At 67.1% G+C, this 25,857-nt stretch carries 21 protein-coding genes, 1 pseudogene and 1 riboswitch; of the genes and pseudogenes, 8 read left to right on the top strand and 14 right to left on the bottom strand.

Annotation, left to right across the window (positions count from 1 at the left end; translation table 11 throughout):
• Positions 1-25 precede the first annotated feature (25 nt).
• The gene (locus tag QFZ52_RS02660) at positions 26-1,381 is read left to right on the top strand and encodes a UDP-glucose dehydrogenase family protein (RefSeq protein WP_307496095.1); all 1,356 of its coding nucleotides are present in this window, start codon (positions 26-28) and stop codon (positions 1,379-1,381) included.
• A 217-nt stretch (positions 1,382-1,598) separates the two neighbouring features.
• On the opposite strand, the gene cspE is transcribed toward QFZ52_RS02660, so the two are convergent.
• From cspE to speB, 5 genes are all read right to left on the bottom strand, one after another.
• Entirely contained in the window at positions 1,599-1,802 is a 204-nt protein-coding gene (gene cspE / locus QFZ52_RS02655; protein WP_307496094.1) for a transcription antiterminator/RNA stability regulator CspE, read from the bottom strand.
• 480 nt (positions 1,803-2,282) lie between these two features.
• A complete protein-coding gene (locus QFZ52_RS02650; RefSeq protein WP_307496092.1) occupies positions 2,283-3,026 on the bottom strand; it encodes a copper homeostasis protein CutC in 744 nt (247 codons plus the stop codon).
• 215 nt (positions 3,027-3,241) lie between these two features.
• The gene (locus QFZ52_RS02645; RefSeq protein WP_373425610.1) at positions 3,242-5,317 is read right to left on the bottom strand and encodes an ABC transporter ATP-binding protein; all 2,076 of its coding nucleotides are present in this window, start codon (positions 5,315-5,317) and stop codon (positions 3,242-3,244) included.
• On the bottom strand, positions 5,314-7,047 hold the full coding sequence (locus QFZ52_RS02640; RefSeq protein ID WP_307496091.1) for an ABC transporter ATP-binding protein: 1,734 nt from the start codon (positions 7,045-7,047) through the stop codon (positions 5,314-5,316). The genes QFZ52_RS02645 and QFZ52_RS02640 overlap by 4 nt, the downstream gene beginning before the upstream one ends.
• A gap of 432 nt (positions 7,048-7,479) precedes the next feature.
• The gene (gene speB, locus QFZ52_RS02635; RefSeq protein WP_307496090.1) at positions 7,480-8,532 is read right to left on the bottom strand and encodes an agmatinase; all 1,053 of its coding nucleotides are present in this window, start codon (positions 8,530-8,532) and stop codon (positions 7,480-7,482) included.
• Positions 8,533-8,837: 305 nt separating this feature from the next.
• Here speB and QFZ52_RS02630 point away from each other — a divergent pair.
• Positions 8,838-10,803, top strand: a pseudogene (locus tag QFZ52_RS02630) (amino acid transporter).
• A gap of 213 nt (positions 10,804-11,016) precedes the next feature.
• Positions 11,017-11,970: a type IV toxin-antitoxin system AbiEi family antitoxin domain-containing protein gene (locus tag QFZ52_RS02625; protein ID WP_307496089.1), complete on the top strand. Its 954-nt coding sequence runs from the start codon at positions 11,017-11,019 to the stop codon at positions 11,968-11,970.
• A gap of 242 nt (positions 11,971-12,212) precedes the next feature.
• Here QFZ52_RS02625 and QFZ52_RS02620 read toward each other — a convergent pair whose 3' ends face one another.
• Positions 12,213-12,788 (bottom strand): helix-turn-helix domain-containing protein, encoded by a 576-nt coding sequence (locus QFZ52_RS02620; RefSeq protein ID WP_278268349.1) that lies wholly within the window; start codon positions 12,786-12,788, stop codon positions 12,213-12,215.
• A 245-nt stretch (positions 12,789-13,033) separates the two neighbouring features.
• A riboswitch (SAM riboswitch) is annotated at positions 13,034-13,142 on the top strand.
• 11 nt (positions 13,143-13,153) lie between these two features.
• Between QFZ52_RS02620 and QFZ52_RS02615 the strand changes: the two genes are divergently transcribed.
• From QFZ52_RS02615 to QFZ52_RS02605, 3 genes are all read left to right on the top strand, one after another.
• Positions 13,154-13,456, top strand: a complete 303-nt coding sequence (locus QFZ52_RS02615) for a hypothetical protein (RefSeq protein WP_307496087.1) — start codon at positions 13,154-13,156, stop codon at positions 13,454-13,456.
• A 51-nt stretch (positions 13,457-13,507) separates the two neighbouring features.
• On the top strand, positions 13,508-14,599 hold the full coding sequence (locus tag QFZ52_RS02610) for a VIT1/CCC1 transporter family protein (RefSeq protein ID WP_307496086.1): 1,092 nt from the start codon (positions 13,508-13,510) through the stop codon (positions 14,597-14,599).
• A 131-nt stretch (positions 14,600-14,730) separates the two neighbouring features.
• Positions 14,731-15,762 carry a YdcF family protein gene (locus QFZ52_RS02605; RefSeq protein WP_307496085.1) on the top strand — a complete coding sequence of 344 codons (1,032 nt, stop codon included), beginning with the start codon at positions 14,731-14,733 and terminating at the stop codon, positions 15,760-15,762.
• Here QFZ52_RS02605 and QFZ52_RS02600 read toward each other — a convergent pair.
• From QFZ52_RS02600 to QFZ52_RS02580, 5 genes are all read right to left on the bottom strand, one after another.
• Positions 15,747-16,262 (bottom strand): MarR family winged helix-turn-helix transcriptional regulator, encoded by a 516-nt coding sequence (locus tag QFZ52_RS02600; protein ID WP_307496084.1) that lies wholly within the window; start codon positions 16,260-16,262, stop codon positions 15,747-15,749. The two genes, QFZ52_RS02605 and QFZ52_RS02600, sit on opposite strands and share 16 nt — an antisense overlap.
• Before the next feature lie 225 nt (positions 16,263-16,487).
• Positions 16,488-16,664: a CsbD family protein gene (locus QFZ52_RS02595; RefSeq protein ID WP_208188102.1), complete on the bottom strand. Its 177-nt coding sequence runs from the start codon at positions 16,662-16,664 to the stop codon at positions 16,488-16,490.
• Positions 16,665-16,747: 83 nt separating this feature from the next.
• Positions 16,748-17,011: a GlsB/YeaQ/YmgE family stress response membrane protein gene (locus tag QFZ52_RS02590; protein ID WP_307496083.1), complete on the bottom strand. Its 264-nt coding sequence runs from the start codon at positions 17,009-17,011 to the stop codon at positions 16,748-16,750.
• 45 nt (positions 17,012-17,056) lie between these two features.
• Positions 17,057-17,371 (bottom strand): hypothetical protein, encoded by a 315-nt coding sequence (locus QFZ52_RS02585; RefSeq protein ID WP_307496082.1) that lies wholly within the window; start codon positions 17,369-17,371, stop codon positions 17,057-17,059.
• Between the two features lie 450 nt (positions 17,372-17,821).
• Entirely contained in the window at positions 17,822-19,342 is a 1,521-nt protein-coding gene (locus QFZ52_RS02580) for a sodium:solute symporter (RefSeq protein ID WP_307496081.1), read from the bottom strand.
• Positions 19,343-19,557: 215 nt separating this feature from the next.
• Between QFZ52_RS02580 and QFZ52_RS02575 the strand changes: the two genes are divergently transcribed.
• Positions 19,558-21,249, top strand: a complete 1,692-nt coding sequence (locus tag QFZ52_RS02575; protein ID WP_307496080.1) for a thiamine pyrophosphate-binding protein — start codon at positions 19,558-19,560, stop codon at positions 21,247-21,249.
• Positions 21,250-21,498: 249 nt separating this feature from the next.
• Here QFZ52_RS02575 and QFZ52_RS02570 read toward each other — a convergent pair whose 3' ends face one another.
• Positions 21,499-22,989: a DUF5129 domain-containing protein gene (locus QFZ52_RS02570; RefSeq protein ID WP_307496079.1), complete on the bottom strand. Its 1,491-nt coding sequence runs from the start codon at positions 22,987-22,989 to the stop codon at positions 21,499-21,501.
• 137 nt (positions 22,990-23,126) lie between these two features.
• Positions 23,127-23,720, bottom strand: a complete 594-nt coding sequence (locus QFZ52_RS02565; RefSeq protein ID WP_307496078.1) for a helix-turn-helix domain-containing protein — start codon at positions 23,718-23,720, stop codon at positions 23,127-23,129.
• Positions 23,721-23,807: 87 nt separating this feature from the next.
• Here QFZ52_RS02565 and QFZ52_RS02560 point away from each other — a divergent pair, with 87 nt between their 5' ends.
• Entirely contained in the window at positions 23,808-24,827 is a 1,020-nt protein-coding gene (locus QFZ52_RS02560; RefSeq protein WP_307496077.1) for an NAD(P)/FAD-dependent oxidoreductase, read from the top strand.
• Positions 24,828-24,917: 90 nt separating this feature from the next.
• Here QFZ52_RS02560 and sucD read toward each other — a convergent pair whose 3' ends face one another.
• On the bottom strand, positions 24,918-25,835 hold the full coding sequence (gene sucD / locus QFZ52_RS02555) for a succinate--CoA ligase subunit alpha (protein WP_208188095.1): 918 nt from the start codon (positions 25,833-25,835) through the stop codon (positions 24,918-24,920).
• Positions 25,836-25,857 lie beyond the last annotated feature (22 nt).

The following is a 25,857-nucleotide window of genomic DNA, read 5'->3' as shown; positions in this document are numbered from 1 at the left end:
CGCTGAGGAGCAGAGGAGCCGGAACATGAAGATCTCCGTCATTGGCTGCGGGTACCTGGGAGCCGTTCACGCCGCCACGCTGGCATCCATGGGGCACGAGGTGGTGGGCATCGACACGGATCAGGCTAAGGTCCGTCAGCTCTCCCGCGGCCAGTCCCCCTTCTACGAACCCGGCCTCGATGAGCTGCTGCGTCACGGGACGGCGAACGGCTCGCTGTCCTTCTCATCGGACTTCTCCTCCGTGGCCGAGTGCGAGGTGCACTTCCTCTGTGTCGGCACGCCGCAGTCGAAAACCGGTGAGGGCGCCGATCTGGGGTACCTGCTGTCCGCGACGCGTGAGGTGATCACCCACGCCCCTGCCGGCTCGGTGCTGGCCGGCAAGTCCACGGTCCCGGTCGGCACGGTGGACATGCTGGGTGAGCTGGTCGCGCAGGGTGAGGATCTGGTCCTGGCCTGGAACCCGGAATTCCTGCGGCAGGGCACCGCGGTCAAGGATTCGCTCGTTCCGGACCGACTCATCTACGGGGTCGCGGGCCGCAGCGGCGACACCGCGGTGCGGGCACTCGACGAGGTCTACGCTCCTCTGCTCACGGCCGGCGTGCCCCGGCTCGTCTGCAGCTACGCGACCGCGGAGCTGATCAAGTCGGCGTCGAACGCCTATCTCGCCACCAAGCTCTCCTTCATCAACGCGATCGCCGAACTGTGCGACGCCGCGGGCGCCGACGTCGTCGAGCTCGCCTCCGCCATGGGGCTGGACCCCCGGATCGGCGCGCGGTACCTGCACGCCGGGCTCGGGTTCGGCGGCGGATGCCTGCCGAAGGACATCCGCAGCCTGCGGACCCAGGCCCGCAGCCTCGGGGTCTCCAGCCTGGAGGACTGGATGGGCACCGTCGACGGGATCAATCAGGCTCAGCGTGTCCGGAGCGTCGAAGCTGCGGCCCGGCTTCTGGGCGGCTCCGTCGCGGGGCGGCAGATCACCGTCCTGGGCGCGTCCTTCAAACCGGACACGGACGACATCCGCGACTCCCCCGCCATGGACGTCTCGGTCCGCCTGGCCGAGGCCGGCGCTCATGTCACGGTGACCGATCCGCGCGCCATCAACAACGCCTGGCTGCGGTTCCCCCAGCTGCGCTTCGAGCTCTGCCCGATGGCCGCGCTTGAAGGGGCTGAACTGGTGGTGCTCGCCACCGAATGGGACGAGTTCCGGGCTCTCGACCCGGTCCGCACCGCGTCGGTCGTGCGCCGCCGTCTTCTCCTGGACACCCGCAACGCTCTCGACGCGGCCCAGTGGTCGGAGGCCGGCTGGACCGTGCACGGCCTCGGCGTGCGACCGCGGCTGGCCGGCGCGGGCACCGGAGCGGTCAGCCCCGCCCTGTCCTGACCAGAGAGCGCGACGCCGGGCGCGGGGCGGGCTGGCGTCGGCAGGCGGTGCGGGTCCGGGACCGGCGGCACGGCACGGCCCGACTCGTCACACGCGGCCTTCCCAGCCGGGTGCGCACCACCGCAGATACGCGAAAGGGCCGGTCGCTTCTGCGACCGGCCCTTTCAAAGTTCTAGGAGTGCCCTGCCCTGATCGGCATCGGGCTCTTCGGAGAACCTCAGATAACGGTGATGTTCACGGCCTGGGGACCCTTGGGACCCTGCTCGATGTCGAACGACACGCGCTGGTTCTCCTCGAGAGAACGGTAGCCGTTGCTGTTGATTGCGGAGTAGTGCGCGAACACATCCTGGGAACCATCCTCAGGTGCAATGAAGCCGAAGCCCTTTTCCGCGTTGAACCACTTGACGCTGCCTGTTGCCATTTCTTTCTTACTTTCCTTACTGAAGGTTTACGGATCCCCGGTATATGAGACCCGGCGAGTGGATGCTTCAACCGTGCTTCAGAAAGATGGGCGAGGACGCCACGGTACTACCTGAACTGCTGAGTGCCAAACACTTCGACCACTCCAGTTTACAGGTAGTGACTCGGATTTCCATAGGCTTTTGTGAAAATCTTCGTGGCCCGCAAACGTCCAACGATTCTTCGGCGCGTCGTCCCAAAACCGCGACATTTGGCGACATACGACCGCGATCGATGAAGGCTTCCGCAGGAGCCGCCGCCATTCCTCGACCGGATCCGCCCCCGACCGGTCTCAGAAAGACGCGGATCGCAGGGCGAAACTTGAGACCTCAAGCGTTGAAGTGTCAATCAAGCGAGGATTGTGACCCACCTCGGGATTTCCTGTCATAATCCGTCATGCACCGCGTCGGATGGCCCTGCTGGCAGCTGCCGCAGGCCGCGATCAGCTGTCGATCGCCTTGCGGGCCGCGCGGACCACTGCGGCGTCGGTGACCAGGTAGGCCGTCGGATCCGCGCCGTCCGCGGCGCCCAGGGACACCGTGCCCCCCTGGGCGGTCGAAATCACCTTCTTGGCGGAGAGGTGGACGGCGTCCAGCCCTGCGGTCCGCACCGCCGGAATGTCCTCCAAGGACAGGCCGCCGCCGGCCATGATCTGGATCCGGTCCTGTCCGTGGCGCCGCATCCTCCCGAGCTGCTCCAGGCCCGCTGCGACCGTCGCCTGCTGGCCTGACGACAGCACTCTCGTGAATCCCAGGCCGATGACGGTGTCCAGTGCTCTCTCGGCGTCCTGTGCCTGATCGATCGCCCGGTGAAGAGTCAGCGCGGCGTCGTCGCGGACCTCACGGGCGGCGGCCGACAGACGCAGAAGCGCCTCACGATCTATCTCGCCGTCGGCCGTCAGAGCTCCGACCACCACACCCGAGGCACCCTGGCCCAGGAGCGCTCGGATCTCGCGTTCCATGAGGCTCAGCTCGTCGGCGGAATACAGGAAATCGCCGGGACGGCAGCGGATGAGCGGGTGAACCTCCACCGCTCCCCCGGCCGCCTCCATGCCTGCCTCCATGAGGCCCTGGGAGGGGGTCAGTCCTCCCAGTTCCAGAGCCGTGGTCAGCTCAACCCGGTCTGCGCCCTCGCGGGCGGCGATCGCCACTCCATGGGACGAGGTGACGGCGATCTCCAGCAACATGCGATTCCCCTGTGTTTTCCTGTGTTCCGTAGTTCTGCGTTTCCGGTGTTTCGTGATTCCGGAGCTCTGCGTGCGTCCGGCTCGTGGGTGGCCCGGAGGCCGGGCCTGCGCGGAGAGCCGGCCCGCGAAGTAGTCCAGCCAGCGAAGAGTGCCATGCCCCGGCGTCGTGCAGATCGGGTGACCTGCACGACGCCGGGGCGACGACGTCCTGCGGTTTACTCTCCGGCGCCGACCGGCGCGGGCTCTTCCTCCTCCTCGATGCCGCCTGCGAACTGCGACATGTAGAGGCGGTAGTACGCACCCTCACTGGCGAGGAGCTGGGCGTGGTTGCCTTGCTCCACGATGCGGCCGTCCTCCATCACCAGGATGGTGTCGGCATCGCGGATCGTCGAGAGACGGTGAGCGATCACGAAGCTGGTCCGGTCGGTCCGCAGGGCGGCCATGGCCTTCTGCAGCAACAGCTCGGTACGGGTGTCGACGGAACTCGTGGCCTCGTCGAGGATGAGCAGCGACGGATCGGACACGAAGGCCCGGGCGATCGTGATGAGCTGCTTCTCGCCTGCCGAGACGTTGTTGCCCTCCTCGTCGATCACGGTCTCGTACCCGTCCGGGAGCGCCCGCACGAAGCGGTCCACGAAGGTGGCCTTCGCCGCCGCCATGATCTGGTCTTCGGTGGCGTCGAGGTTTCCGTAGCGGATGTTCTCGTAGATGGTGCCTCCGAAGAGCCACGCATCCTGGAGGACCATGCCGATCTTGGAACGGAGTTCCGCCCGGCTGAGGTGGGTGATGTCCACCCCGTCCAGCGTGATCCGTCCGGAGTTCAGCTCGTAGAACCGCATGACGAGGTTCACCAGGGTGGTCTTGCCCGCACCCGTCGGACCCACGATGGCCACGGTGTGGCCGGGTTCGGCCGTGAAGGAGAGGTCCTCGATGAGCGGCTTGTCGGGCGTGTAGCTGAAGCTCACGTTCTGGAACTCCACGTGGCCGTCGGTCTTGGCCGGGAGGTGCTCGGTGGCCGTCTCCTCGTCCTGCTCGTCGGCGTCGAGGAACTCGAACACGCGCTCCGCGGACGCCACACCGGACTGGAGCATGTTCGCCATGCCGGCGATCTGGCCCAGCGGCTGGCTGAACTCGCGGGAGTACTGGATGAAGGCGGTGGCATCGCCCAGCGACATCTGGCCGGCGGCGACCCGGAGGCCACCCACGACCGCGATGCCCACGTAGCTCAGGTAGGAGATGAACTGCATGACCGGGAAGATCATGCCGGACACGAACTGAGCACCGAATGCCGCCTTGTTCAGCGACTCGTTCTTCTCATCGAAGCGCTCCAGCATGTCCTGCTCGCGACCGAAGATCCGCACGAGGTCGTGACCGGAGAAGGACTCCTCGATCTGGCCGTTCAAGTCACCCGTGTTCTTCCACTGCGCGGCGAACAGCTTCTGGCTGCGGCTGCCGATCACGCCCGCAGCGATGCCGGACAGCGGCAGCGCGATCAGGGCGATCAGCGCGAGCTGCCAGGACACCACGAACATCATGACCGCGATGCCGAGCACCGTCAGCACGGAGGACACCAGCTGGGAGAACGCCTGCTGGAGACCCTGCTGGACGTTGTCGACGTCGTTAGTCACGCGGGACAGGATGTCGCCGCGCTGCCGGGTGTCGAAGTAGTTCAGCGGAAGGCGGTTGAGCTTGGCCTCCGTGTCGTCACGCAGGCGGCGGACCACCTTCATGACGATCCGGTTCAGGATGTACCCCTGAGCCCACAGGAACAGGTTCGCCGCGAAGTACATGAGCAGCACCGAGGCGATCAGGAAGCTCAGCTGCTGGAAGTCGATCCCCTGGCCCGGGACCAGATCCATCTTGGACACCATGTCCGCGAAGTTGTTCTGTCCCGACGCCCGCAGACCCTGGACCACCTGGTCCTTGGTCACGTTCGCCGGAAGGGGCTTGCCGATCACGCCCGCGAAGATGACGTCCATGGCCTTGCCGAGCACCTTGGGGGCGATCACGTTGAGCACGACCGAGATGATCACGAGGACCACCACGAACCAGACTCCCGCGGCCTCCGGCTTCAGGAGGCCGAAGAGGCGCTTCGCGCTGGGCCAGAAGTTCTTGGCCTTCTTGGCCGGCACGTCGCCGAACATGCCGCCGTCGGCCTCGGTGGGCTGGTACTCCTGATCCTCGATGCCGTCATCGTCGGGTGTCACGGAGGGAGCAGTCGCAGTGTCTTCCGCCACGTCTCCGCCCTTGCCGCGCTTGCCGCGACCTGCGAACTTGCTGTCGCCGCTCATGCTGCCTCCTCGGCACTCAGCTGGGACTCAACGATTTCCTGGTAGGTGGGACTCGTGGACAGGAGCTCCTGGTGGGTTCCGCGATCCACAATCCGGCCGTTGTCCAGGACCAGGATCTGGTCCGCCTCGGTGATGGTCGAGACGCGCTGCGCCACGATGATCACCGTGGCATCCGACGTCTGCTTCTTGAGTGCGGCGCGGAGCCTGGCGTCCGTGGTGACGTCCAGGGCCGAGAACGAATCATCGAAGACGTAGACCTTGGGCCGGCTCACCAGGGCCCGTGCGATGCACAGGCGCTGGCGCTGACCGCCGGAGACGTTGGTACCGCCCTGGGCGATCCGGGAGTCGAGTCCCTTGCTCTTCGCCCGGACGAAGTCCTCGCCCTGCGCCACGCGCAGGGCGTTCCAGAGGTCCTCGTCCTCGGCCTCGGTCCGTCCGAACCGCAGATTCTCACCGATCGTTCCGGAGAACAGGTACGGCTTCTGGGGCACCATGCTCACCCGGCGGGTGATGTCCTGACGGGCCAGCTCCGGAACGGGCACCCCGTCCAGGACCACTTCGCCCGACTCGGCGTCGTAGAGGCGAGACAGCAAGGAGACCAGCGTCGTCTTGCCGGAACCGGTGGCACCGATGATGGCCAGCGTCTGGCCGGGCTCCGCCGTGAACGAGATGTTGCTGAGCACGGGTTCCTCCGCGCCGGGGTACGCGAAGGTCACATCGCGGAATTCGACGCGGCCGGCCAGCTCGGCCGGCTGCTTCGGGTTGCTCGGCTCCTTCATGGACGGCTCGACGTCGAGCACTTCACCGATGCGGTCGGCACAGACCGAGGCGCGCGGGATCATCATGGCCATGAAGGTGCCCATCATGACGGCCATGAGGATCTGCAGAAGGTAGGACAGGAACGCGGTGAGCGAGCCCACCTGCATGCTGCCCTGGTCCACCCGCTGTCCGCCGAACCACAGCACCGCGGCCGTGGAGAGGTGAAGGATCATGCCGATGGCCGGGAACATCAGCACGAAGAGGGAGCCGATCTTCAGCGAGACGTTGGTCAGGTCCTGATTGGCGACGCCGAACCGGTCCTTCTCGAAGGGTTCGCGCACGAAGGCCCGCACCACGCGGATGCCGATGATCTGCTCGCGCAGCACGCCGTTGATGCGGTCGATCTTGCCCTGCATGCCGCGGAAGAGCGGCATGAGACGGACGACCAGGTAACCGACCACGGCCACCAGGATCGGCACGGACACCCAGACGAGCCAGGACAGGCTGATGTCCTCCTTCAGGGCCATGATGATGCCGCCGACGCACATGATCGGGGTGGACACCATGAAGTTCAGGCCCATGAGGACGACCATCTGGATCTGCTGGACATCGTTGGTCCCGCGCGTGATCAGGGTGGGGGCGCCGAACTTGTTGACGTCCTTGGCGGAGAAGCTGGTCACCTTGCGGAAGATCCCGCGGCGCAGATCGCGTCCGATCGCCATGGAGGCCTTCGAACCGAAGTAGACGCCGAAGATCGCACAGATGACCTGAATGAAGGCCACCATCAGCATCACGCTGCCGGTGCGCCAGATGTAGTCGGTGTCGCCCTTGGAGACGCCCTCGTCGATGATCTGGGCGTTCAGGCTGGGAAGGTAGAGGGCCGCGATGGTGGAGCCCAATTGGAAGAGGAGCACGGCCAGGATCTGGCCGAGGTAAGGCTTTGAGTAGCGCTTGATGAGCGTCAGGAGCATGGAATCCAGCCTAGTGAACAGGGTCTGACAAAAAAGGGGAAATGCAGCGAGATCATCCTTCAGGACGACGGTTTTCCGGGTCGGAACGGCAACAATCCGCCTGGAGGATAATCCTGCTCCGGCGGAGCGGAGGGGCCAGGGCCACCGACCGCTTCGGCCAGGAGGAATCGACGGAGCCCGAAGGCCTCTTGGTTGCGGGAGGCAACCGTATCATGGGAACTCACCCTGTGGACATGCCTTCAGGCTAAGCTCTCCGGCCCTTCCAGACCAGAGTTCCGAAGCAGTTCTTGCAGAAATGGACGGACTCCTCCGGCTCAGGCTTAAACGCAGCAGCGCCCCGGATTCCCGGGGCGCTGCTGGATGAAACCTGCTGTCAGGGGATCGCGTCGGTCAGACCCTGACGCTGGAACCCCTCACGCTGACCGAGGTCGCTCAGGCGTTGAAACCGGCCGGACGGTGATCCGTCTGGCCGAGGGCCTGTGCCGCGTAGCCGTTCGGTGCGCCGAAGCGATCGCCTTCCATGGCGGAATCGGCCATGAGGGTGACGAGTTCGTAGGCCACGTGGCTGCCGGACACACCGGTGATCTCCGCGTGGTCGTAGGCCGGGGCGATCTCGACGACGTCGGCACCCACGAGGTTCATGCCGCGGAAGCCACGGATGATCTCGAGGAGCTCGCGGCTCGTGATGCCGCCCGCTTCGGGGGTGCCGGTGCCCGGGGCGTGGGCCGGATCCAGCACGTCGATGTCGATGGAGATGTACAGCGGACGGCGGCCGATGCGGTCGCGGATCTTCTCCACCGTCTCGAGGACGCCCTGGTAGTAGACGTCGGCGGAGGTGACGATGCCGAAGCCGAAGCGGTGGTCGTCGTCGAGGTCCTTCTTGCCGTACAGGGGGCCGCGGGTGCCGATGTGGCTGATCGCCTCGGTGTCCAGGATGCCTTCCTCGACCGCGCGGCGGAACGGGGTGCCGTGGGTGTACTCGGCGCCGAAGTAGGTGTCCCAGGTGTCGAGGTGGGCGTCGAAGTGCAGCATCGCGATCGGCTCACCGGCACGCTCGGCGGCGGCGCGCAGCAGCGGCAGGGCGATGGTGTGGTCACCGCCGAGGGTGACGAGCTTGCTGCCGTTCGCCGTCAGGTCCAGCGCGTTCTGCTGGATGGTCTCGATGGCCTCGTTGATGTTGAAGGGGTTGACCGCCATGTCGCCGGCGTCGGCCACCTGGACGTTCTCGAACGGGCTGACGTCCCAGGCCGGGTTGTACGGGCGGAGCAGGCGGCTGGCCTCGCGGACGTGGTTGGCGCCGAAGCGGGCGCCCGGGCGGTACGAGACACCGGTGTCGAAGGGGACGCCGACGACCGTGACGTCGGCCTTCTCCACCTGATCCAGACGCGGGAGGCGGGCGAACGTCGCAGCCCCCGCATAGCGCGGGATCCGGGAGGAGTCGATGGGACCCAGGTTGCCATTGGCTTCGATGCGGAGCTCTTCCATATCCGTCCTTCACTCTCCATTGAACGGCCCCGGTGGGGGCGAGTCTGTGATCACCATCATAAGGACATTGTTTTCTTTTATGCAACAGCTGTTTACTTAGCTTGGGAACCCGGGGAGGCCGCCCTTTGTGGGCGGCAACATCGCCCGCCGCCGCCCGCAGGACCAGCCGCCGTCGTCGTCCATCCCGGCACGACAGCAGGTCGGAACGGCCGTAAAGGATTCATAAAGATCCCCGGCGGCGGCACCCGGACGGGCCTAGCGTGAAAGCGTCCACAGCGAACGGTTCCACCATCACAGGAGATCTCGTGACCACGCTCACCCGCGTACCCGCGGATCCTTCCGACCCCCGCAAGCGCACCACGTTGCGGGAATGGCTGATGGCGGAGACCGCCGAAGGCGCTGGAAGGCAGACCGGCCCCCACGGTCTGGCCGACCAGCACCACCGGAAGACCTGGTGGCAAGTGATGTGCCTGACCGGCGTCGATTACTTCTCCACCCTCGGTTACCAACCGGCGATCGCGGCGCTCGCTGCCGGACTGCTCTCCCCCCTGGCCACCATCATCCTGGTGGTCGTCACCCTGGCCGGCGCACTCCCCGTGTACCGGCGAGTGGCGAAGGAGAGCCCTCGCGGCGAGGGCTCCATCGCCATGCTTGAGCGCCTCCTCCCCCGTTGGGGCGGCAAACTCGTGGTCCTCGCGCTCCTCGGGTTTGCCGCCACCGACTTCATGATCACCATGACGCTCTCCGCGGCCGACGCCTCCGCGCACCTCACGCACAACCCCTTCGCACCCGACTTCCTGCACGGCCAGGAACTCGTGATCACGCTCGCGCTGCTGGCCGGGCTCGGCGTCGTGTTCCTGCGCGGCTTCTCCGAGGCCATCAAGGTGGCGGTGCTGCTGGTCGCGGCGTTCCTCGCTCTGAACCTCGTGGTGGTCCTGGTCTCCCTGGTCCACGTCTTCACCTCCCCCGTCCTGGTGGGCGACTGGTGGTCCGCCCTCAATCAGCAGCACGGCAACCCGGTCATGATGATCGCGCTGGCCGTGCTGGTGTTCCCGAAGCTCGCCCTGGGCCTCTCCGGTTTCGAGACCGGCGTCGCCGTCATGCCGCAGATCCGCGGCGCTCAGGGCGACACCGAGGAGAACCCCGCCGGCCGCATCCGCGGCGCCCATAAACTCCTCACCACCAGTGCGCTCATCATGTCCGCGTTCCTGGTGACCAGTTCACTGTCAACCGTCATCCTCATCCCGGCGCAGGAGTTCCAGCCAGGTGGGAAGGCGAACGGCCGCGCCCTGGCCTTCCTGGCCCACCAGTACCTGGGCGACGGCTTCGGCACGGTGTACGACATCGCCACGATCGCCATCCTCTGGTTCGCCGGCGCCTCGGCCATGGCCGGACTCCTCAACCTGGTTCCCCGCTACCTGCCGCGCTACGGCATGGCCCCGGCTTGGGCCCGCGCCATCCGGCCGCTGGTCCTGGTGTTCACCGTGGTGGCGTTCGTCATCACCGTGATCTTCGACGCCGACGTCGACGCGCAGGGCGGCGCCTACGCCACCGGCGTGCTGGTGCTGATCACCTCGGCCTCCGTGGCCGTAACCCTCGCCGCCCGCGACGCCGGACAGAAGAAGACCATGATCGCGTTCGGGCTCGTGGCCACCGTCTTCGTCTACACGACGATCGCGAACATGGTGGAGCGCCCGGACGGCATCAAGATCGCCGCCGTCTTCATCCTGGGCATCCTCGTGGTGAGCTTCGCGTCGCGGGTCCGGCGGTCGTTCGAGCTCCGGGCCACCACCATCAAGCTCGATGAGCAGGCCCTCCCAGTTCCTCGCCTCCGAAGAGGAAGGGCCCATCCGTCTCATCGCCCACGAACCCAAGTCCACGGCGGCACAGCGGTACATCACGAAGTTCAAGCACGCCCAGCTGGCCAGCCACATGCCCGGCACGGACGCCATGTTCATCGAGGTGGTGGTGGAGGACAGCTCCGATTTCGAGGAGGAGCTGCTCGTCCAGGGCAAGATCCGGCACGGCTATCGCGTGCTGGAGGTCCACAGCGGCAATGTCCCGAACACACTCGCCGCAGTGCTGCTGCACCTGCGCGACGTCACCGGTCTCATGCCCCACATCTACTTCCGCTGGACCGAGGGCAACCCGATCTCCAACCTCCTGAAGTACCTCTTCTTCGGCGAAGGTGAGATCGCACCCGTGACCCGGGAAGTCCTGCGCGAAGCCGAACCCGACATCACCCGGAGGCCCTGGGTCCACGTGGGGTGAGAGCGGGGACGCTTCCTGGTTTCCCCGTCCCCCGAGCCCCGAACGCTGAACTCGCTATGGAGGGTTTGACATCGCTACCGGACGTAGCGATGTCAAACCCTCCATAGCGAGTTCAGCCCGTGTTCCCGTGCTTGTGGGGAGACCCGGATGCCAGTCATCCACATGGCCGTCCAGGTTCACGAGACTGCGGACTGGACCCCGCAGGATAGGGACATGCCACCTCTCACCGTCACCCCCTGGCTGCCACCGGACCAGGAGCACTGGACCACCGCGGAGCTTGAACACCTCGGCATCGGACGCGGCGCACGACGACGGTTGCTCACCACCGGGGAGATCGTGCGGCTGCGCCCCGGCCTCTTCGCTCGGAGACGTGCTGCTTCATCGTCGGGGCCGCGTGAACTCGCTGATCAGACGCTTCACGCACATGCGCACCGTGCCGCGGCCCGACCTGATGCCGCCTATGTGTACAGCCATACGTCGGCAGCGCGGCTCAGGGGTTTGAGATTCCTCCGCTACAGCAGCACCATCCATGTGGCCTGCACCAGTAACCCGTGCATGCGGCGCCTCGGTGCCGGCGTTCGGACCCACATCGTCCGCCTCCCGGAGGACCACGTCGAGAACATCAACGGGATCCGCTGCACGACGCTGGAACGCACCATCATCGACTGCGCACGGATCATGCCCCTCGAGGACGCGGTGGTCCTGGCGGATCAGGCGCTGGGTCTCGGAGCGGACCGCGCCCGTCTACTGAGAATGCTGGACGGGATGGCCGGATACCGAGGGGTCGTGAACGCTCGACGAGTAGTGGAGCTCTCCGACCCCCGGAGTGAATCCGTGGCGGAATCCCGCGCCCGAGTCCTGTTCCATCGCGAGGGCCTTCCAACACCGATTCCGCAATGGGAGGTACAGACTCCCCTGGGGCGACGATTCCTCGACTTCGCCTGGCCGGAGGAGATGCTGGCCGTGGAGTTCGACGGCGAAGTCAAGTACTTCGGGTCGACGCCTACGGATCGCGCCCTCTACGAAGAACGCCTCCGGGAGCGTCACCTCATGGAGCTCGGTTGGCGCTTCGTCAGGCTCACATGGTCGGATCTGGAACAACCTGGCGAGGTCCGTCACAGGATCACGTCAGCGCTACGCGGGCCGGCACTGCGTCCCCGCACGTGATTTCGCAACCGCATTGCTTACCTCGCGGTTTTGCACCGATCTCGCTGAGGACAGGTTGACCTCGCTACTCCGAGCTTGATCCCGCTGTCGAGGGCAGCGAGTTCAGACCCTTGTCAGCGAGTTCAACAGTGGTCCGGCACTGCCACAGCGAGTTCAGTGACGACCCACCCGGGCCTCGCGGATTCACTGCACCAAATGTCCCGCCAGCAAGCGCCCCCAGCCTCGACCTGCGAACCACTCCCCTACGCCGCGGCGGCGGGGACCAGGACCCAGAGGACCTCGACTTCCTCATCGGTCGGGTTCAGCCAGGTGTGAGGCTCACGGCCGGGGAAACTCAGGGTGTCCCCGGCGGAGAGTTCGTAGCGCTCGTTGGAGAGGATCAGCACGATCCGGCCCTTGACCACGTGCAGCACATCGACGTCGCAGTCCACGGAGTAGAGTTCCGACTCACCCTTGCCGCCGGGCTCGATGACGCCCCTGAGCAGCTGGACCCGGCGTTCGGACCGTGCGGTGAGCAGGGTCTCGATGATCCCGTCACCACCGAAGGAGATCTTGGGAGCCTCGTCGGCCCGGGTCAGGGCCACGTCGGTCGCCGCGAACAGATCCCCGATGTCCACCGACAGCACCTGGCAGAGCGTGACCAGGGACGCCACGGACGGCGAGGTCAGATCGCGTTCCACCCGGGACAGAAAGCCCTTGGTCAGGCCGGTCACCTCGGCCACCTGCTCAATCGTCATGCGCTGAGCCTTGCGGGCCGCACGGATCCGCGAGCCGATGTTGATCGGCGCGTTGCTCGGCTCGATGGGGAGGGCTTTCATGATGGCCTTTCAATCGCGGGCGCCGCTCGAGGTGGGGGGGGTTCCACGAGTTGGGCACGGAAGTGTTCCCGGTCACGTTGGGCAGCTTCTGGAAGCGAGTTTAGTACCAGGGATCAAGTTATGCCTGCACCTCAACTTGGATCCGTCGAAGCCGGAGTCTCCCCAGCTCAACACCGCGTCACAGGACCGCCGGCCTGCGACTGATCCCTGCCGCGCTCCGCCGTCGTCCGCTACAGTGTAGTCAGCTTCACGAGAGGTGGCGCCAAGCTCCGACTGGCCACCCGCCAACCCCATGTTCACGGGTGGCTCGGATGCAGAAGCGGCCCCGTTCTCCTGGCGGGGCAAGAGCACACGCAAGGATTCTCATGTCCGTCACCGTCCTGCCTGCCGTCGACCTCCAGAGCGGCCGGGTCACCCTGTTCCTCCACGGCGCCGGCCACCACTACTTCTGCGCGCAGCCGCATCAGCTGATCGACGCGCTGAACCGGGCCGTCCGGCCCCCTGTCTGGGAGGACGACGACGTGCTGGCGGTCCGCGTCGCGGTCACCGGTCTGAGGGCCGGGCGGGAGCTCAGATTCAGCCTTCAGCCACTGTCCCGATTGCGGTCCACCGAAACCGGAAGCGTCGGTGAACCGTCCGAAAATCCGCGGAATTTCGCGCTACAGTGAGGGCTGCGCAATGGGGCGCCACCTCCGACCACACTTCAGGAGCAGGATCCCATGAACACCCCTCAGGCCTCCCCCGCCGATATCCGGCGCTGGCAGCAGTACCTCGCGGACGAACGCGCCGAAGCCTCCGTGTACCGCGATCTGGCAGCCCGTCGTGACGGCGAGGAGGAGGCCATCCTCCTGGCCCTCGCCGAAGCCGAAGGCCGGCATGAAGCCCACTGGCTGACGCTGCTGGGCGACCAGGCGGACAAGGCCCGTCACGCTTCCCTCAACAGCCGGTTCCTGGGCTTCCTGGCCCGGAACTTCGGCTCCGTGTTCGTTCTGGCGCTGGCTCAGCGGGCCGAGGGCCGCTCCCCGTACGCGACCGACCCTCACGCCACCCCCGCCATGGCCGCCGATGAGCAGATCCACGAAGAAGTGGTGCGAGGCCTCGCCACCCGCGGCCGCGCCCGGCTGTCCGGGACGTTCCGCGCCGCCGTGTTCGGGGCGAACGACGGCCTGGTCAGCAACCTCTCCCTCGTCATGGGCATGGCGGCCACCGGCGTCGACAGCCAGGTGGTCCTCTTCAGCGGCGTCGCGGGCCTGTTGGCCGGTGCCCTCTCGATGGGCGCGGGCGAATACGTCTCGGTCCGTTCCCAGCGGGAACTCCTGGAGGCCAGCCGCCCCACACAGATCACGCTCGACGCCGCACCGCGCCTCGATCTGGAGCACAACGAGCTCGTCCTGGTCTACCTGGCCCGCGGCATGAGCCGGGAGGCCGCCGAGCACCGCGCCGCGGAACGGATGGGGCGCTTCAGCTGCGATTGCGACCCGAGCCTCTCCCTGCATCCCGAGGCCCCCGAGACGACGAACGACCATGAGGAGATCGGCACCGCCTGGGGCGCCGCCTCGTCCAGCTTCTGCTTCTTCGCCTCCGGCGCGCTCATCCCGATCCTGCCGTTCCTCTTCGGCATGAGCGGCTTCGGGGCCCTGACGCTGGCCGTGGTCCTGGTGGGCCTGGTGCTGCTCGCCACGGGCGCCGTCGTGGGACTGCTCTCCGGCACGTCGCCGCTCAGCCGCGCGCTGCGTCAGCTGCTGATCGGACTCGGCGCAGCCGGGGCCACCTATCTTCTGGGACTGCTGTTCGGGGCCACGATCGCCTGATTCCCTCCAGAGCCCCACGACGACGCGCCCTCCGCCTGTGCACAGGCGGAGGGCGCGTTTTTGCTCACAGGAAGGTTCTTCGGGGTTCGCGGATTCGGGCCTCTGCGTAGAGTTACCTGCGGGAGGAATGCATGGACAACTTGACCGGGGTCATCCTGGAGAACATCACCACGGTGCTCGCCATCGTGTTCGCACTGGCCGCATTGGTGAGCACGGTGCTGGACCGCCGACGGCTGCGGAACGGGGTGTTCCTGCTCCTGGCGCTCGGTTTCGCCCTCTTGAGCCTGGGCCGCAATGACGACACGGCGTGGCTGCTGCTCATCTTCGTGCTGCTCGCGATCCTGGCCGTGCCCGTGCTGGGTGTCTTCCTGACCATCAACGGAGTGGTGATGCTCCGGCGTGAAGGACGGAGCATCGCCAATCTGCTCTCCCTGGCCCTGGGACTCGTGGTTCTCGGCGCCCCGTTCCTGCTCGGGTTCTTCAATAAGGCGACTGAACGGCTCGGCTCTCCCCTGTGGCTGTCGGCGGTGCCCTTCCTCCTGTTCATGCTGCTGGCCTACGTGGGTTTCGTCTTCTGCGCGTTCCTGCTCTACTCCTTCATCTACGCCCGGACCACGAGCCGGAAGCACCCTGACTACGTGATCATCCTGGGATCCGGGCTCATCGACGGCAAGGTCCCGCCCTTGCTGGCTGGACGCCTGGACAAGGCCGTGCAGATCCACCGGAACGCCCCGGAGGAGGCACGCCCGGTGCTGATCCCGAGTGGCGGCCAGGGCCCTGACGAACCACGGAGCGAAGGGGAGGCCATGGCCGACTACCTGCGCGACGCCGGTGTCCCGTCCGGGGACATCATCGCCGAAACCCGCGCCAGGACCACCATGCAGAACCTGGAGTACTCCCGGGCGCTCATGACCCGGCCGAACCCGGTGATCACGGTGACCACCAGCAGTTATCACGTGTTCCGGGCGGCCATGTTCACCCGGAGGGCCCGGATGAAGGCCGACGTCCGGGGCGCCCGGACCGCCGCCTACTTCGTTCCGAGTGCCTTCATCCGTGAATTCATCGCAGTGTTCCTGCAGTATAAGTGGATCAACTTCGGGGTCTGCGTGGCCATCGTCCTCGGGTGCCTGGCCTTGCTCTGGGAGTCCTACCGCTGGTCGTAAGGAGATCTGTCCTTCGCCCGGCGGGACTCGCGCAGCGCTTCGATGCTCTCCGTGAGGAAATCCTCGATGACGGCGAGATCCTCGCTGTCGAAGGACCGCGCGACGGCGGTGAGGGCCTCGGCCTGGTAGTCGACGATGGAGTGGACCAGGGTCCGGGCGCGCTCCGTCGGATGCAGGATGTTGAATCGGCGGTCCCGGGAGTCCGGTTCGCGGAGGAGGTAGCCTGCCTTTTCCAGGCGCGCCACGAGGGTGGTGCTGGACGCGGACGAGAGACCCAGATGTTTTTCGATCATGCTGGCGGTAACCGGGCGCGAACCGGTTTCTGCGAGCAGAAACCGCAGCGCCGCAAGATCGGTGGAGTTCACCCTGAGCTCCGCGCGGAGATCCTCGCGGGCCTGCTCCACGACGACGGTGAACTCGCGGAGGAGATGGAGGGCGGAAAGCGCCTGATCGTGATGATCGCTTTCCCGCCAGTGCTTTTCGATCAGTTCGAGTGCCATCGAAAGATCAGCCTTATCGACGTCGAGGATTGCTTCGAATCCGCCCACAGGCGCTGTGTGACAGCTATGGGTGGAACGGGATGGCGCGCCGGCCGGAACACCTTCCGGACCCGGCCGCGCCCACCGGCGGGAACTCCGCTCCCACCGGGGAACCGCAAGGGCCGGCCCGCTCACGAAGGAGTGAGTCGATGCCGGCCCCGACGATGCAGGGTCAATCAGTCAAGGTCACTTGCCCTTGAAGGCGTCCTTGACGTCCTCGCCGGCCTGCTTGACGTCACCCTTGGCCTGCTGAAGCTTGCCTTCAGCCTCCAGCTTGTGGTTGTCCGTCGCCTCGCCGATGACTTCCTTGGCCTTGCCGACCGCCTGATCGGCAGCGTTCTTGGCCTTGTCCGTGAAACTCATGATGTTGTTCCTTTCCGTTGGTGCAGAAAAACCGTTGTTTGCCGCGAGACCGCGGCCCTGTGCGGCTGTAGGGGTCTGAACCCTCAGGCCCGGCTCTTGCGGGTCAAAGCCCCCCAGATGACCAGGACGAGAACAGCGCCGCCGATCGCGAGCAGCCAGGACCCGAGGGACCAGAAGCTGTTGACGCCCTCGTGGAAGAGGGCCGATCCTATCCAGCCACCGACCAGCGCGCCGACGACGCCCAGGACGAGCGTCGAGAGCCAGCCGCCCCCGTGCTCACCCGGGGTGATGGCCTTGGCGATGGCGCCTGCGATCAGGCCCAGAATGATCCAACCGAGAAATCCCATGATGTGCTCCTCAAATAGTGCTGAACAGTGTGTCGGTGAAGATTGTCAGGCGGTGACCAGGGCGGGCTGGGAACCCGACCGGTGATCCGCGGGGTGCGCGTCGGCCGTGGCTTCGACGGCGAAGCGGACGTGACGCTGGACGAAGCTCGCATCGAGCAGCTTCTCCATGTCCGGAATGAGCCGGTCCTCGACAAGGGCCATCACGGCCACAGGATCGGCGGTCCCGGTCATCGTGTACACGGCATGCAGCACGAGCCCGTCCGAGTCCTCCTCGACTCTGACGCTCGCATCGGCCAGCGCAGGGTGCGCCTTCGCCGCATTCACAGAGGCCCTGGCGACCAGGCTCTGATAGCTTTCCATCTCGCTCTCCCGAATTCTCTGAAGTGTGCAACTCAAGAAATACAACCGCCCGCGGGCGGGAGAACCTCGATCCTTCCTCCCCCGGCTCGGCGGTGGATCAGATCTTGTCCATCACGCTAACACATAGCTCGCTTGTCTAGCTAGTCGTAATTTCTCACTGCTTTTACCTGCGCATTCCTCAGAATTCTCGGACATTCCAGGCGTTCTTCGGCGCTTGCTTCGTAGGTAGCTAGACTTTCTAACCGCTGGAGACTCTTGCCGAGAACCTGTCGACGGGCATCCGCTTCCCGCCCCACGTCATGCCGGGAACGGCGAAAGCCGCCCCGGTCGGTGACCGGGGCGGCTTTCGTGTGGAGTGGATTTCCGCGCCGCAGCGCGGCGGCGGCCACCCGTTCCGGGAGCCGGCGTCGCGCCTGACGCCAGACTCTGGACGGCGGCGCAGCAGCGCCGTCAGTGCGCCGGGACGACCGGCTCTTCTTCGGCGTTCGCGCCGGCCAGGCGGGCGTTCCACGCCTCGATGACCTTCGCGTCCGTGGGCGGGGTCATGAACGACACCGCGATGTAGACGACGGCGGAGGAGATCAGGCCGTAGTAGATCGGCTCGTTGGCGTAGACGCCGTCGAGCGGGACCTTGGCGTTGATCTCAAGGATGATCATGGTGCCAAGCGTGACGACGGTGCCGACGGCCATGGAGACCGCGGCGCCCATTCCGGTGCCGCGCTTCCAGACGAGACCGCCCAGGATCGCGACCAGCAGGCCGCCCACCAGGATGTCGTAGGCGATGGTGAGAGCCGCCACCACGTCCTTGACCAGGATGGCGAGGATGATCGCCACGACGCCGAGCCCCAGGACCCAGAGACGGTTCTCCTTCACGTCCTCCTCCGGGTTCTTGTCGTGCTCCACCGAGACATTCCGGCCGAACCAGCTCGCCACGAACGGAGCGACGTCGGTGCGCGCCACAGTGGCTGCCGCGATCAGCGCGCCGGAGGCGGTGGACATCATGGCCGCGACGGCGGCGGCGAGGACCAGGCCACCGATGGCGACCGGGAGGATGTGCGTGGCGACCTCGGCGTAGACCACGTCCTTGCCGAGGTTCTTGACGTCGATGTTCGGAAGGGCCACGTGGGCTGCCATGCCGATCACGGCGCCGGCCAGGCCGTAGAGGATGCAGTAGACGCCGGCGGTCGCACCGCCCCAGCGGGCCACGCCCGGAGTCTTGGCAGTGAACACGCGCTGCCAGATGTCCTGACCGATCAGAAGGCCGAGGGTGTAGACCACGAAGTACGTGATGATGGTCTGCACGCCGATGCCGTCCCACTGGAAGAACGAATCGTCCACACGCTGCTTGATGCCGTCCCAGCCGCCGGCCGCGCCGAGGGCGAAGGGCAGCATGAGGAAGAAGACCCCGATGGTCTTGATGAAGAACTGCACCTGGTCGGCCAGGGTGATGGACCACATGCCGCCGATCGTCGAGTAGACCAGCACGATCGCGCCGCCGATGGCGATCGCGAGCCAGCGGTCCCAGCCGAAGAGCACCACGAAGATGGTGGCGTAGGCACTGGTGGAGGTGGCGCAGAGCATCAGGGTGTACGCCAGCATGACGATGCCGGAGGTCTGCGTGGCGCGCGTGCCGTACCGCAGGGTCAGCATCTGGGACACCGTGTAGATCTTCAGCTTCTGGATCATGCCCGCGAACAGCAGGCTGAGCAGCAGGACGCCGACGCCGATCGCCACCACGAGCCACATGCCGGAGATGCCGAACTTGTAGCCGAGGCCGACGCCGCCGACCGTCGAGGCTCCGCCGAGGACCACGGCGGCCATGGTGCCGGTGTACAGGAGAGGACCGAGGCGGCGGCCCGCCACCAGGAAGTCGCTGTTGTTCTTCGTCCGGGATTTGCCCCAGAAACCGAAGGCCAGCATTGCCGCGAGATAGAGGATCACAATCCCCGAATTGATGATGTTTCCGTCCATGGTGAACCTTACTCAAAGGGTGGTGCGCTGGGTCACGATCGAGCGTGACGACTGACACAAGGGTAAGTTTCCGCTTCAACCAAAGTCAACCAATCAGCAACAACGGGTGCATATTGGAAAACTCCTGGGTAGCATGGTGTTGCGCGCATCACCTCCCACGGAAGTGGCGGGAAGCCCGGTACGCGCCCACACGATCAGCTACCCGAGGGGGAGAAATGTCCGAAGAGCACCCGGCAGTACGCAATGGCGGCGACCTGGTGGTCGAGACCCTGCAGGCCCTCGGCGCCCGCACGGTGTTCGGCATCCCCGGCCAGCACGCCCTGGGACTCTTCGACGCCATGGGCCGCGGACGGCTGCACTTCGTGTCCAGCCGCATCGAGAACAACTCCGCCTTCGCCGCGGACGGGTATTCCCGGGCCACCGGACAGCCGGGCATCCTGTTCCTCTCGACCGGCCCCGGTGCTCTGACCTCGCTGGCCGGTTTGCAGGAGGCCTACGCCACGGGCGTTCCGATGGTGGTCGTCGCCAGCCAGATCCCCACGGCGGGTCTCGGGGCACGGCGCCGCGGCATGCTCCACCAGCTCGACGATCAGGCCCTCGCCGCCTCCCAGGTGACGAAATCCCAGCGGACCATCCAGCACGCCTCCGCCATTCCCTCCGCCCTCCGCGATGCCTGGACCGAAGCGGTCACCGCACCTCAGGGTCCGGTCTGGGTCGAGGTGCCGCAGGACATCCTGCTGGAACCCGTCGCCACTCCCCCGGTCCGGGACATCACCGCTGAAGCTCAGCCGGTCCTCGCCCGCGCCGAGCTGATCGAGGAGGCCGCCCGGCTTCTGAAGTCGGCCCTGCGGCCGCTCGTGATCGCCGGTGGCGGCGTCCGCCGCGGGCACGCCGAAGCCGCGCTCCTGGAATTGGCAGAAGCCCTCGACGCCCCGGTCATCTGCTCCCCCGGCGGCAAGGGCGCCTTCCCGTGGGAGCACCCCCTCTCGCTGCAGTCCTGGATCGAGGACGTCCATATGAGCGAGCTGATCGAGGACGCCGACGTGCTCCTGGCCGTCGGGACGTCGCTCGGCGAGGTCACCTCCAACTACTTCACCCTGGCTCCGCGGGGGCGTCTCATCCAGATCGATGCCGAAGCCCGCGTGCTCGAGTCGAACCATCCCGCGCTCGGCATCCACGCCGACGCCGGCGAGGCGCTGCCGACGCTGCGGGCCGCCGTCGTCGGGCTGCTTCGGGAACGCGAGCCGCTGGAGCACGACGGCGCCGCCCGCGACTGGCACGGCCGCTCACCCCGCAAGGTGGTCGCCACCGCCCTGGACATCGTCCGCGACCGGCTCGCCGGCCAGGGCCTGGAGCATGAGCTGGACTTCATGGCGGCCGTCCGCACGGCGGTGCCCGACGGGATGCAGACTTTCTGGGACATGACCATCTCCGCCTACTGGGGCTGGAGCTGCTGGGACGCTCGCGCGGGCCAGTTCCACTCCGCCCAGGGCGCCGGAGGCATCGGGTGGGCGTATGGGGCCGCGATCGGCGGCTCGGTCGGACTCGGCGAGCGCGTCCTCGCGGTCTCCGGCGACGGGTCCTCGATGTACTCGATCTCCGAACTCGCCACGGCCCGCCAGCACGACGCCCCGGTGACCTGGCTGATCGTGGACGACGGCGGCTACGGCATCCTGCGCGAATACATGGAAGGCGCGTTCGGCAAGGCCACGGCCACCGAGCTGTCCCGGCCCGACTTCGTCGCCCTCGCCGAGTCGTTCGGAGTGCCGGCCCGACGTGTCGCCGCGGAGGACGTCGAGCAGGCGCTGCGGGAAGCCCTCGAAGCGGAAGGGCCGAACGTCGTCGTCGTGGACACCACGCTGCGGATGTTCGCCCCGACCCACCTGGACCGACCGGTCGCGCTCTGAACACCCAGGTCGGCCCCTTAACGCCGTCGGCCCCGGGCTGGCGCGGTCTGCTTGTGACCACAGCACGCCGCCTCCGGGGCTGACAACGGGTTTCGGGTAGTAAAGGGCCTCCGTCGATCGGCGTCACCGTCCCCTCTCACGTCGTTCACGGTCCGGCGCTTCCGTTCCGTACTCACTACTGTGGCCGAGCAACATGGGACGCGCCTTGCCGCTGCCTGGGGCGTCACTGGGAATCGCGGCGCCTCAACCTCAGAAGCTCGACGAGCTGCCCGATCCCGAGAAGCTGCCACCGCTCGAGCCGTAGCCCGTGCTGCTGCTCGAGGAGGATGACGAGGCGGCGCTGCGAGCCGAGTCCACGGCCTGCTGACCGGCGTCGAGGCCGCTGCCGAAGTTGATCACGGAGATGATCGGGACCCGTGGGAAGGCGATGTCCACGATGCTCCCGTTGTAGCGCCGGGTGTCCGGCCGGGACGCGGACGCGGCGTCGATCTTTTCCCGCATGAGGTCGGCCTCGCGCTCGGACCGTGTGGTGGCCGCGATCACCGCGTCGGCATGCCGCTGCAGCAGGTCCGCCATCTGCTCACGCTCGGCCTTGATCGCGTCCAGGGCCGCGTCCGGGGTGACGCTGCGGTCATCCAGTCCGGCTTCCAGCCCGGAGAGCCGTTGCAGCGCGCCCGCCGCATGCGCCCGGAGCGCCGCAGCGGATTCGAGGCCTGCCCCGGTCGGGTTCCCGTTGAGCATCTGTTCCACCTCGGACAGTTCCCCCACCAGGGCCTCGGACTGCCGGCGCCACCCTTCCCGCCAGCTCGAATTGAGGTTGAGGAGCGCGTTGGAATCGGCGATCGCATCGTCGAGCCCGTCCAGGGTCTCTGCCTGCTCCCGGAAGCGGGAGGCATCGGAGACGGCCGCGGAGACGGACCTCTCCTTGGGAGTCATGGCCGCGAGCTTGTCCCGGAGCATCGTGGTGTCCCGTAGCTGCTCTTCCAGGGTGTGCCAGCGTTCGAGCACGCGGGACCCGTACGCGGAGGTGTCCGGGATGGTCGACGCATTCAGCTCGGTCTCCTGGAGCTGAAGGGTGACCGAGGCGTACGCGCGGTCGCCGGCGTCGAACGCCTCGGCGAACTTGCGCCGGTTGTTAGCGCGGACTCCCGCCCAGATGCCTCCGCCCACCAGGGCGCCGCCCCCGACGATCCCACCCGTCCACAGCGTGGCGGGCGACAGGTACCAGGGCCGTGCGATCCGGGACGCCGCGGACCGGACACCCTCGATGGTGCCGTCGGTCCACTGGGCCTCACGGAAGAGCGACTTGGTGTCCTCCTGGATCGCTGTCTGCTCGTCCAGGGGGATCTTGCGGTCCTCGCCGAAGTACGTGCCCACGTGGCGGCCGGTGGTGTCGAGGGCGAAGACGAAGAGGCCGTCGGCCCACTTCTGCCCGTCCGCCGTGATCCATTCGGGGTGCCGGGACCGTGCGAAACGGAGCACCTCTTCGTTGAGATCGTCCGAGCGGCTGCCGGCCCGGGTGAAGATCACGACCTTCGTGGGCTGGTAGAAGGAGATCTTCGCGATCGCGGGGCGGAGCTGCGGGAGGTACAGCGCACCCGCCGTATCCTCGATCACGAGGCTGGTCACGTCGTCGGCGCGTGCGGGCAGCGCCCCGGCCAGAAGCGGCACGACGGCGGCGAACAGCAGTGCCGTCACCGCCCGGGCCGCGCGGATCGCGATGTTCACTGACCGGTTCATGGAGTCCCCCTGCCGACGCGGTGTGATGTCAGCGCCAGCCTAACCGGTCCGCCGGAGGTGTCCAGCCGCGGCGGCCGGATCGGCCTGAACCTGACACTCTGCGTCTGGCGCCCGGCACCCGGCACCCGGCACCCGGCTCAGAGTTCGCTGACGTGCACCTTCTCCCCCGCGGGACTGAAAATCCCCAGGAACTCCGTGGCGACCGGCCCGGCGGCGCCGAACCAGTGGGGCGTGGTGGTGTCGAATTCGGCCGCTTCGCCCGGACCCAAGCGGTACTCCTGACCCCCGAGGACGAGCCGCAGCTCCCCCGCCAGGACGTACAGCCACTCATGCCCCGGGTGCACCTTCGGCTGTGGGTCCTCGGGCGTGGACTTCCCGTGGAGGACGTGCTTGTACGCGCGCATCCCGCTGTCGCCGCGGCTGAGGGGCAGAAGGGTCTGGCCGTACTTGGTGATCGGTTTGATGTGCACCCGTGGATCGCCGACGGCGGGCGCGCCCACCAGCTCATCGAGCGGCACGCGGTAGGCGCGGGCGAGCGGATACAGCAACTCCAGCGTCGGCTTGCGGCCCCCGGATTCGAGGCGCGACAAGGTGCTGATGGACGTTCCGGTGAGCCGGGAGAGTTCGCCCAGCGTGAGGTTCCGGGCCTCACGGATCGCCCGGAGCCGCGGACCGACCCCCGAGAGCAGGGAGTTCAGCTCGGAATCATGGGTGTCCTGCGAGGAAGGCATGGATAGATTTTGCCACTTCAGCAAGGTCGATTGCCAGTTGGATGCGCCTAGATGAGAATCGTTCACAGGAAACTCAAGGAGGACCACATGACCACCACACCGTACGACGTCGCCATCATCGGAGGCGGGCCCGCAGGACTCGGAGCCGCCGTCGCCCTCGGACGCTCCCGCCGTTCCGTCCTCGTGATCGACGCCGGGGAACCGCGGAACGCCCCCGCCGCCGGCGCCCACAATGTGCTCGGGCTCGAGGGCATCGCGCCCACTGATCTCCTCTCCCGGGGCCGCTCCGAGGCGTCCGCGTACGGGGTCGCCTTCCTGGACGGCGCTGTCCACACCGCCGCCCACGACGACGGCGGCTTCCGCCTGACCGTCGGGCCGGCGCGGCCGGGTGGGGACGCCGTCGTCGCCGGGTCCGGCGAACCGGGTGCCACCCAGCCCAGCACCGTCCGCGCGCGCCGCCTCCTCCTGGCCACCGGCCTCGTCGACGTGCTGCCCGAGGTTCCAGGAGTGCGCGACGGCTGGGGGCATTCCGTGCTCCACTGCCCCTATTGCCACGGCTGGGAGGTGCGGGACCAGCGCATCGGCATCCTGGCGAGCGATGCCCGCGCGGCCCACCAGGCCCTCCTGTTCCACCAGCTGAGCGATCAGGTGACCATCCTCCCCGGATGGACCGCGCCGGCCGACGGGACTCCCGACGCCGCGTGGGAGGCCGGAGAGGACGCGGCGCTGTTCGAGGCCCTCGGAGTTCCCGTGGCGTCCGCACCGGTGACCGCGCTGAGCCTGGACGGGACGCAGGTACGGGCCGCCCTCCTGGCCGACGGCAGCAGTGTGGAGCTGGACGCGGTGGTCGTGGCGCCGTCGTTCGTCGCCCGCACGGAGATCTACGAGCAGCTCGGCGGTGATCCCGAAGAGCACCCGATGGGCCGCTTCATCCCCGCCGACCCCACGGGCAGGACGCCGATCCCCGGCGTCTGGGCCGCGGGCAATGCGCAGAATCTGATGGCGATGGTGTCGGCGTCGTCGGCCGCTGGTGTTCAGGCCGGAGCCGCGATCAACGGAGACCTCGCCCTGGAGGACGCCGCACGGTTGCAGCAGAACCCTCGTTAAACACCATCGACTGCTCCATACGGTGCCGGGATCCCCGGAAAACCCGGGGAAACGGCGTCGTACGGAGCAGTCGATGACTGCGTTTCAGACTCAGAGAGCCGAGTAGACCTCGCGGAGCAGCGCGGCGGTCTCGGACGGCGTCTTGCCGACCTTCACGCCGGCGGCCTCGAGGGCCTCCTTCTTGGCCTGAGCGGTGCCCGCGGAGCCGGAGACGATGGCGCCGGCGTGGCCCATGGTCTTGCCCTCGGGGGCGGTGAAGCCTGCCACGTAGCCGACGACCGGCTTGGTGACGTTGGCCTTGATGAAGTCGGCGGCACGCTCCTCGGCGTCGCCACCGATCTCACCGATCATGACGATGGCCTTGGTCTCCGGGTCGGCCTCGAACGCGGCCAGGGCGTCGATGTGCGTGGTGCCGATGACCGGGTCGCCGCCGATGCCGATGGCGGTGGAGAAGCCCAGGTCGCGCAGCTCGAACATCATCTGGTAGGTCAGGGTGCCGGACTTGGAGACCAGACCGATCGGGCCCTTGCCGGTGATGTTCGCCGGGGTGATGCCCACGAGGGACTCGCCCGGGGTGATGATGCCGGGGCAGTTCGGGCCGATGATGCGGGTGATCTGCTTGCCGTCGGCGTCGACCTTGGACTGAGCCAGAGCCCAGAACTCGGCGGAGTCCTGCACGGGCACGCCTTCGGTGATGACGACGACGAGACCGATCTCGGCCTCGATGGCCTCGACCACGGCGGCCTTGGTGAATGCCGGCGGCACGAAGACGATCGAGACGTCAGCGCCGGTCTCGGCGATGGCTTCCTTGACGGTGCCGTAGACGGGGAGCTCGACGGCGGAACCGTCGGCCGCGTTGTGACGCACGGTGGTCCCGGCCTTACGGGCGTTCACGCCACCGACAACGTTGGTGCCGGCCTTGAGCATCAGGGCGGTGTGCTTGGTGCCTTCGCCGCCGGTGATGCCCTGGACGATGACCTTGGAGTCCTTGTTCAGGTAGATAGACATGTTTTTACCTCTGTTATCCGGG

The organism is Arthrobacter woluwensis, from assembly GCF_030816155.1.
Classification (GTDB): Bacteria; Actinomycetota; Actinomycetes; order Actinomycetales; family Micrococcaceae; genus Arthrobacter_E; species Arthrobacter_E woluwensis_A.
The sequence above is the reverse complement of the archived record's forward strand: the minus strand, read 5'-3'. Positions and strand labels throughout refer to the sequence as shown.

Excerpts from the sequence above, each read along its gene's own strand:
- QFZ52_RS02565 (WP_307496078.1), bottom strand. The coding sequence starts at position 23,720 with ATGCCTTCCTCGCAGGACACCCATGATTCCGAGCTGAACTCCCTGCTC.
- QFZ52_RS02620 (WP_278268349.1), bottom strand. The coding sequence starts at position 12,788 with ATGAAAGCCCTCCCCATCGAGCCGAGCAACGCGCCGATCAACATCGGC.
- QFZ52_RS02600 (WP_307496084.1), bottom strand. The coding sequence starts at position 16,262 with ATGGCACTCGAACTGATCGAAAAGCACTGGCGGGAAAGCGATCATCAC.
- QFZ52_RS02570 (WP_307496079.1), bottom strand. The coding sequence starts at position 22,989 with ATGAACCGGTCAGTGAACATCGCGATCCGCGCGGCCCGGGCGGTGACG.
- QFZ52_RS02650 (WP_307496092.1), bottom strand. The coding sequence starts at position 3,026 with ATGTTGCTGGAGATCGCCGTCACCTCGTCCCATGGAGTGGCGATCGCC.
- QFZ52_RS02625 (WP_307496089.1), top strand. The coding sequence starts at position 11,017 with ATGCCACCTCTCACCGTCACCCCCTGGCTGCCACCGGACCAGGAGCAC.
- QFZ52_RS02590 (WP_307496083.1), bottom strand. The coding sequence starts at position 17,011 with ATGGGATTTCTCGGTTGGATCATTCTGGGCCTGATCGCAGGCGCCATC.
- cspE (WP_307496094.1), bottom strand. The coding sequence starts at position 1,802 with ATGGCAACAGGCAGCGTCAAGTGGTTCAACGCGGAAAAGGGCTTCGGC.
- QFZ52_RS02610 (WP_307496086.1), top strand. The coding sequence starts at position 13,508 with ATGAACACCCCTCAGGCCTCCCCCGCCGATATCCGGCGCTGGCAGCAG.
- speB (WP_307496090.1), bottom strand. The coding sequence starts at position 8,532 with ATGGAAGAGCTCCGCATCGAAGCCAATGGCAACCTGGGTCCCATCGAC.
- QFZ52_RS02575 (WP_307496080.1), top strand. The coding sequence starts at position 19,558 with ATGTCCGAAGAGCACCCGGCAGTACGCAATGGCGGCGACCTGGTGGTC.
- QFZ52_RS02660 (WP_307496095.1), top strand. The coding sequence starts at position 26 with ATGAAGATCTCCGTCATTGGCTGCGGGTACCTGGGAGCCGTTCACGCC.
- QFZ52_RS02645 (WP_373425610.1), bottom strand. The coding sequence starts at position 5,317 with ATGAGCGGCGACAGCAAGTTCGCAGGTCGCGGCAAGCGCGGCAAGGGC.
- QFZ52_RS02640 (WP_307496091.1), bottom strand. The coding sequence starts at position 7,047 with ATGCTCCTGACGCTCATCAAGCGCTACTCAAAGCCTTACCTCGGCCAG.
- QFZ52_RS02560 (WP_307496077.1), top strand. The coding sequence starts at position 23,808 with ATGACCACCACACCGTACGACGTCGCCATCATCGGAGGCGGGCCCGCA.
- QFZ52_RS02580 (WP_307496081.1), bottom strand. The coding sequence starts at position 19,342 with ATGGACGGAAACATCATCAATTCGGGGATTGTGATCCTCTATCTCGCG.
- QFZ52_RS02595 (WP_208188102.1), bottom strand. The coding sequence starts at position 16,664 with ATGAGTTTCACGGACAAGGCCAAGAACGCTGCCGATCAGGCGGTCGGC.
- QFZ52_RS02585 (WP_307496082.1), bottom strand. The coding sequence starts at position 17,371 with ATGGAAAGCTATCAGAGCCTGGTCGCCAGGGCCTCTGTGAATGCGGCG.
- QFZ52_RS02615 (WP_307496087.1), top strand. The coding sequence starts at position 13,154 with ATGTCCGTCACCGTCCTGCCTGCCGTCGACCTCCAGAGCGGCCGGGTC.
- sucD (WP_208188095.1), bottom strand. The coding sequence starts at position 25,835 with ATGTCTATCTACCTGAACAAGGACTCCAAGGTCATCGTCCAGGGCATC.
- QFZ52_RS02605 (WP_307496085.1), top strand. The coding sequence starts at position 14,731 with ATGGACAACTTGACCGGGGTCATCCTGGAGAACATCACCACGGTGCTC.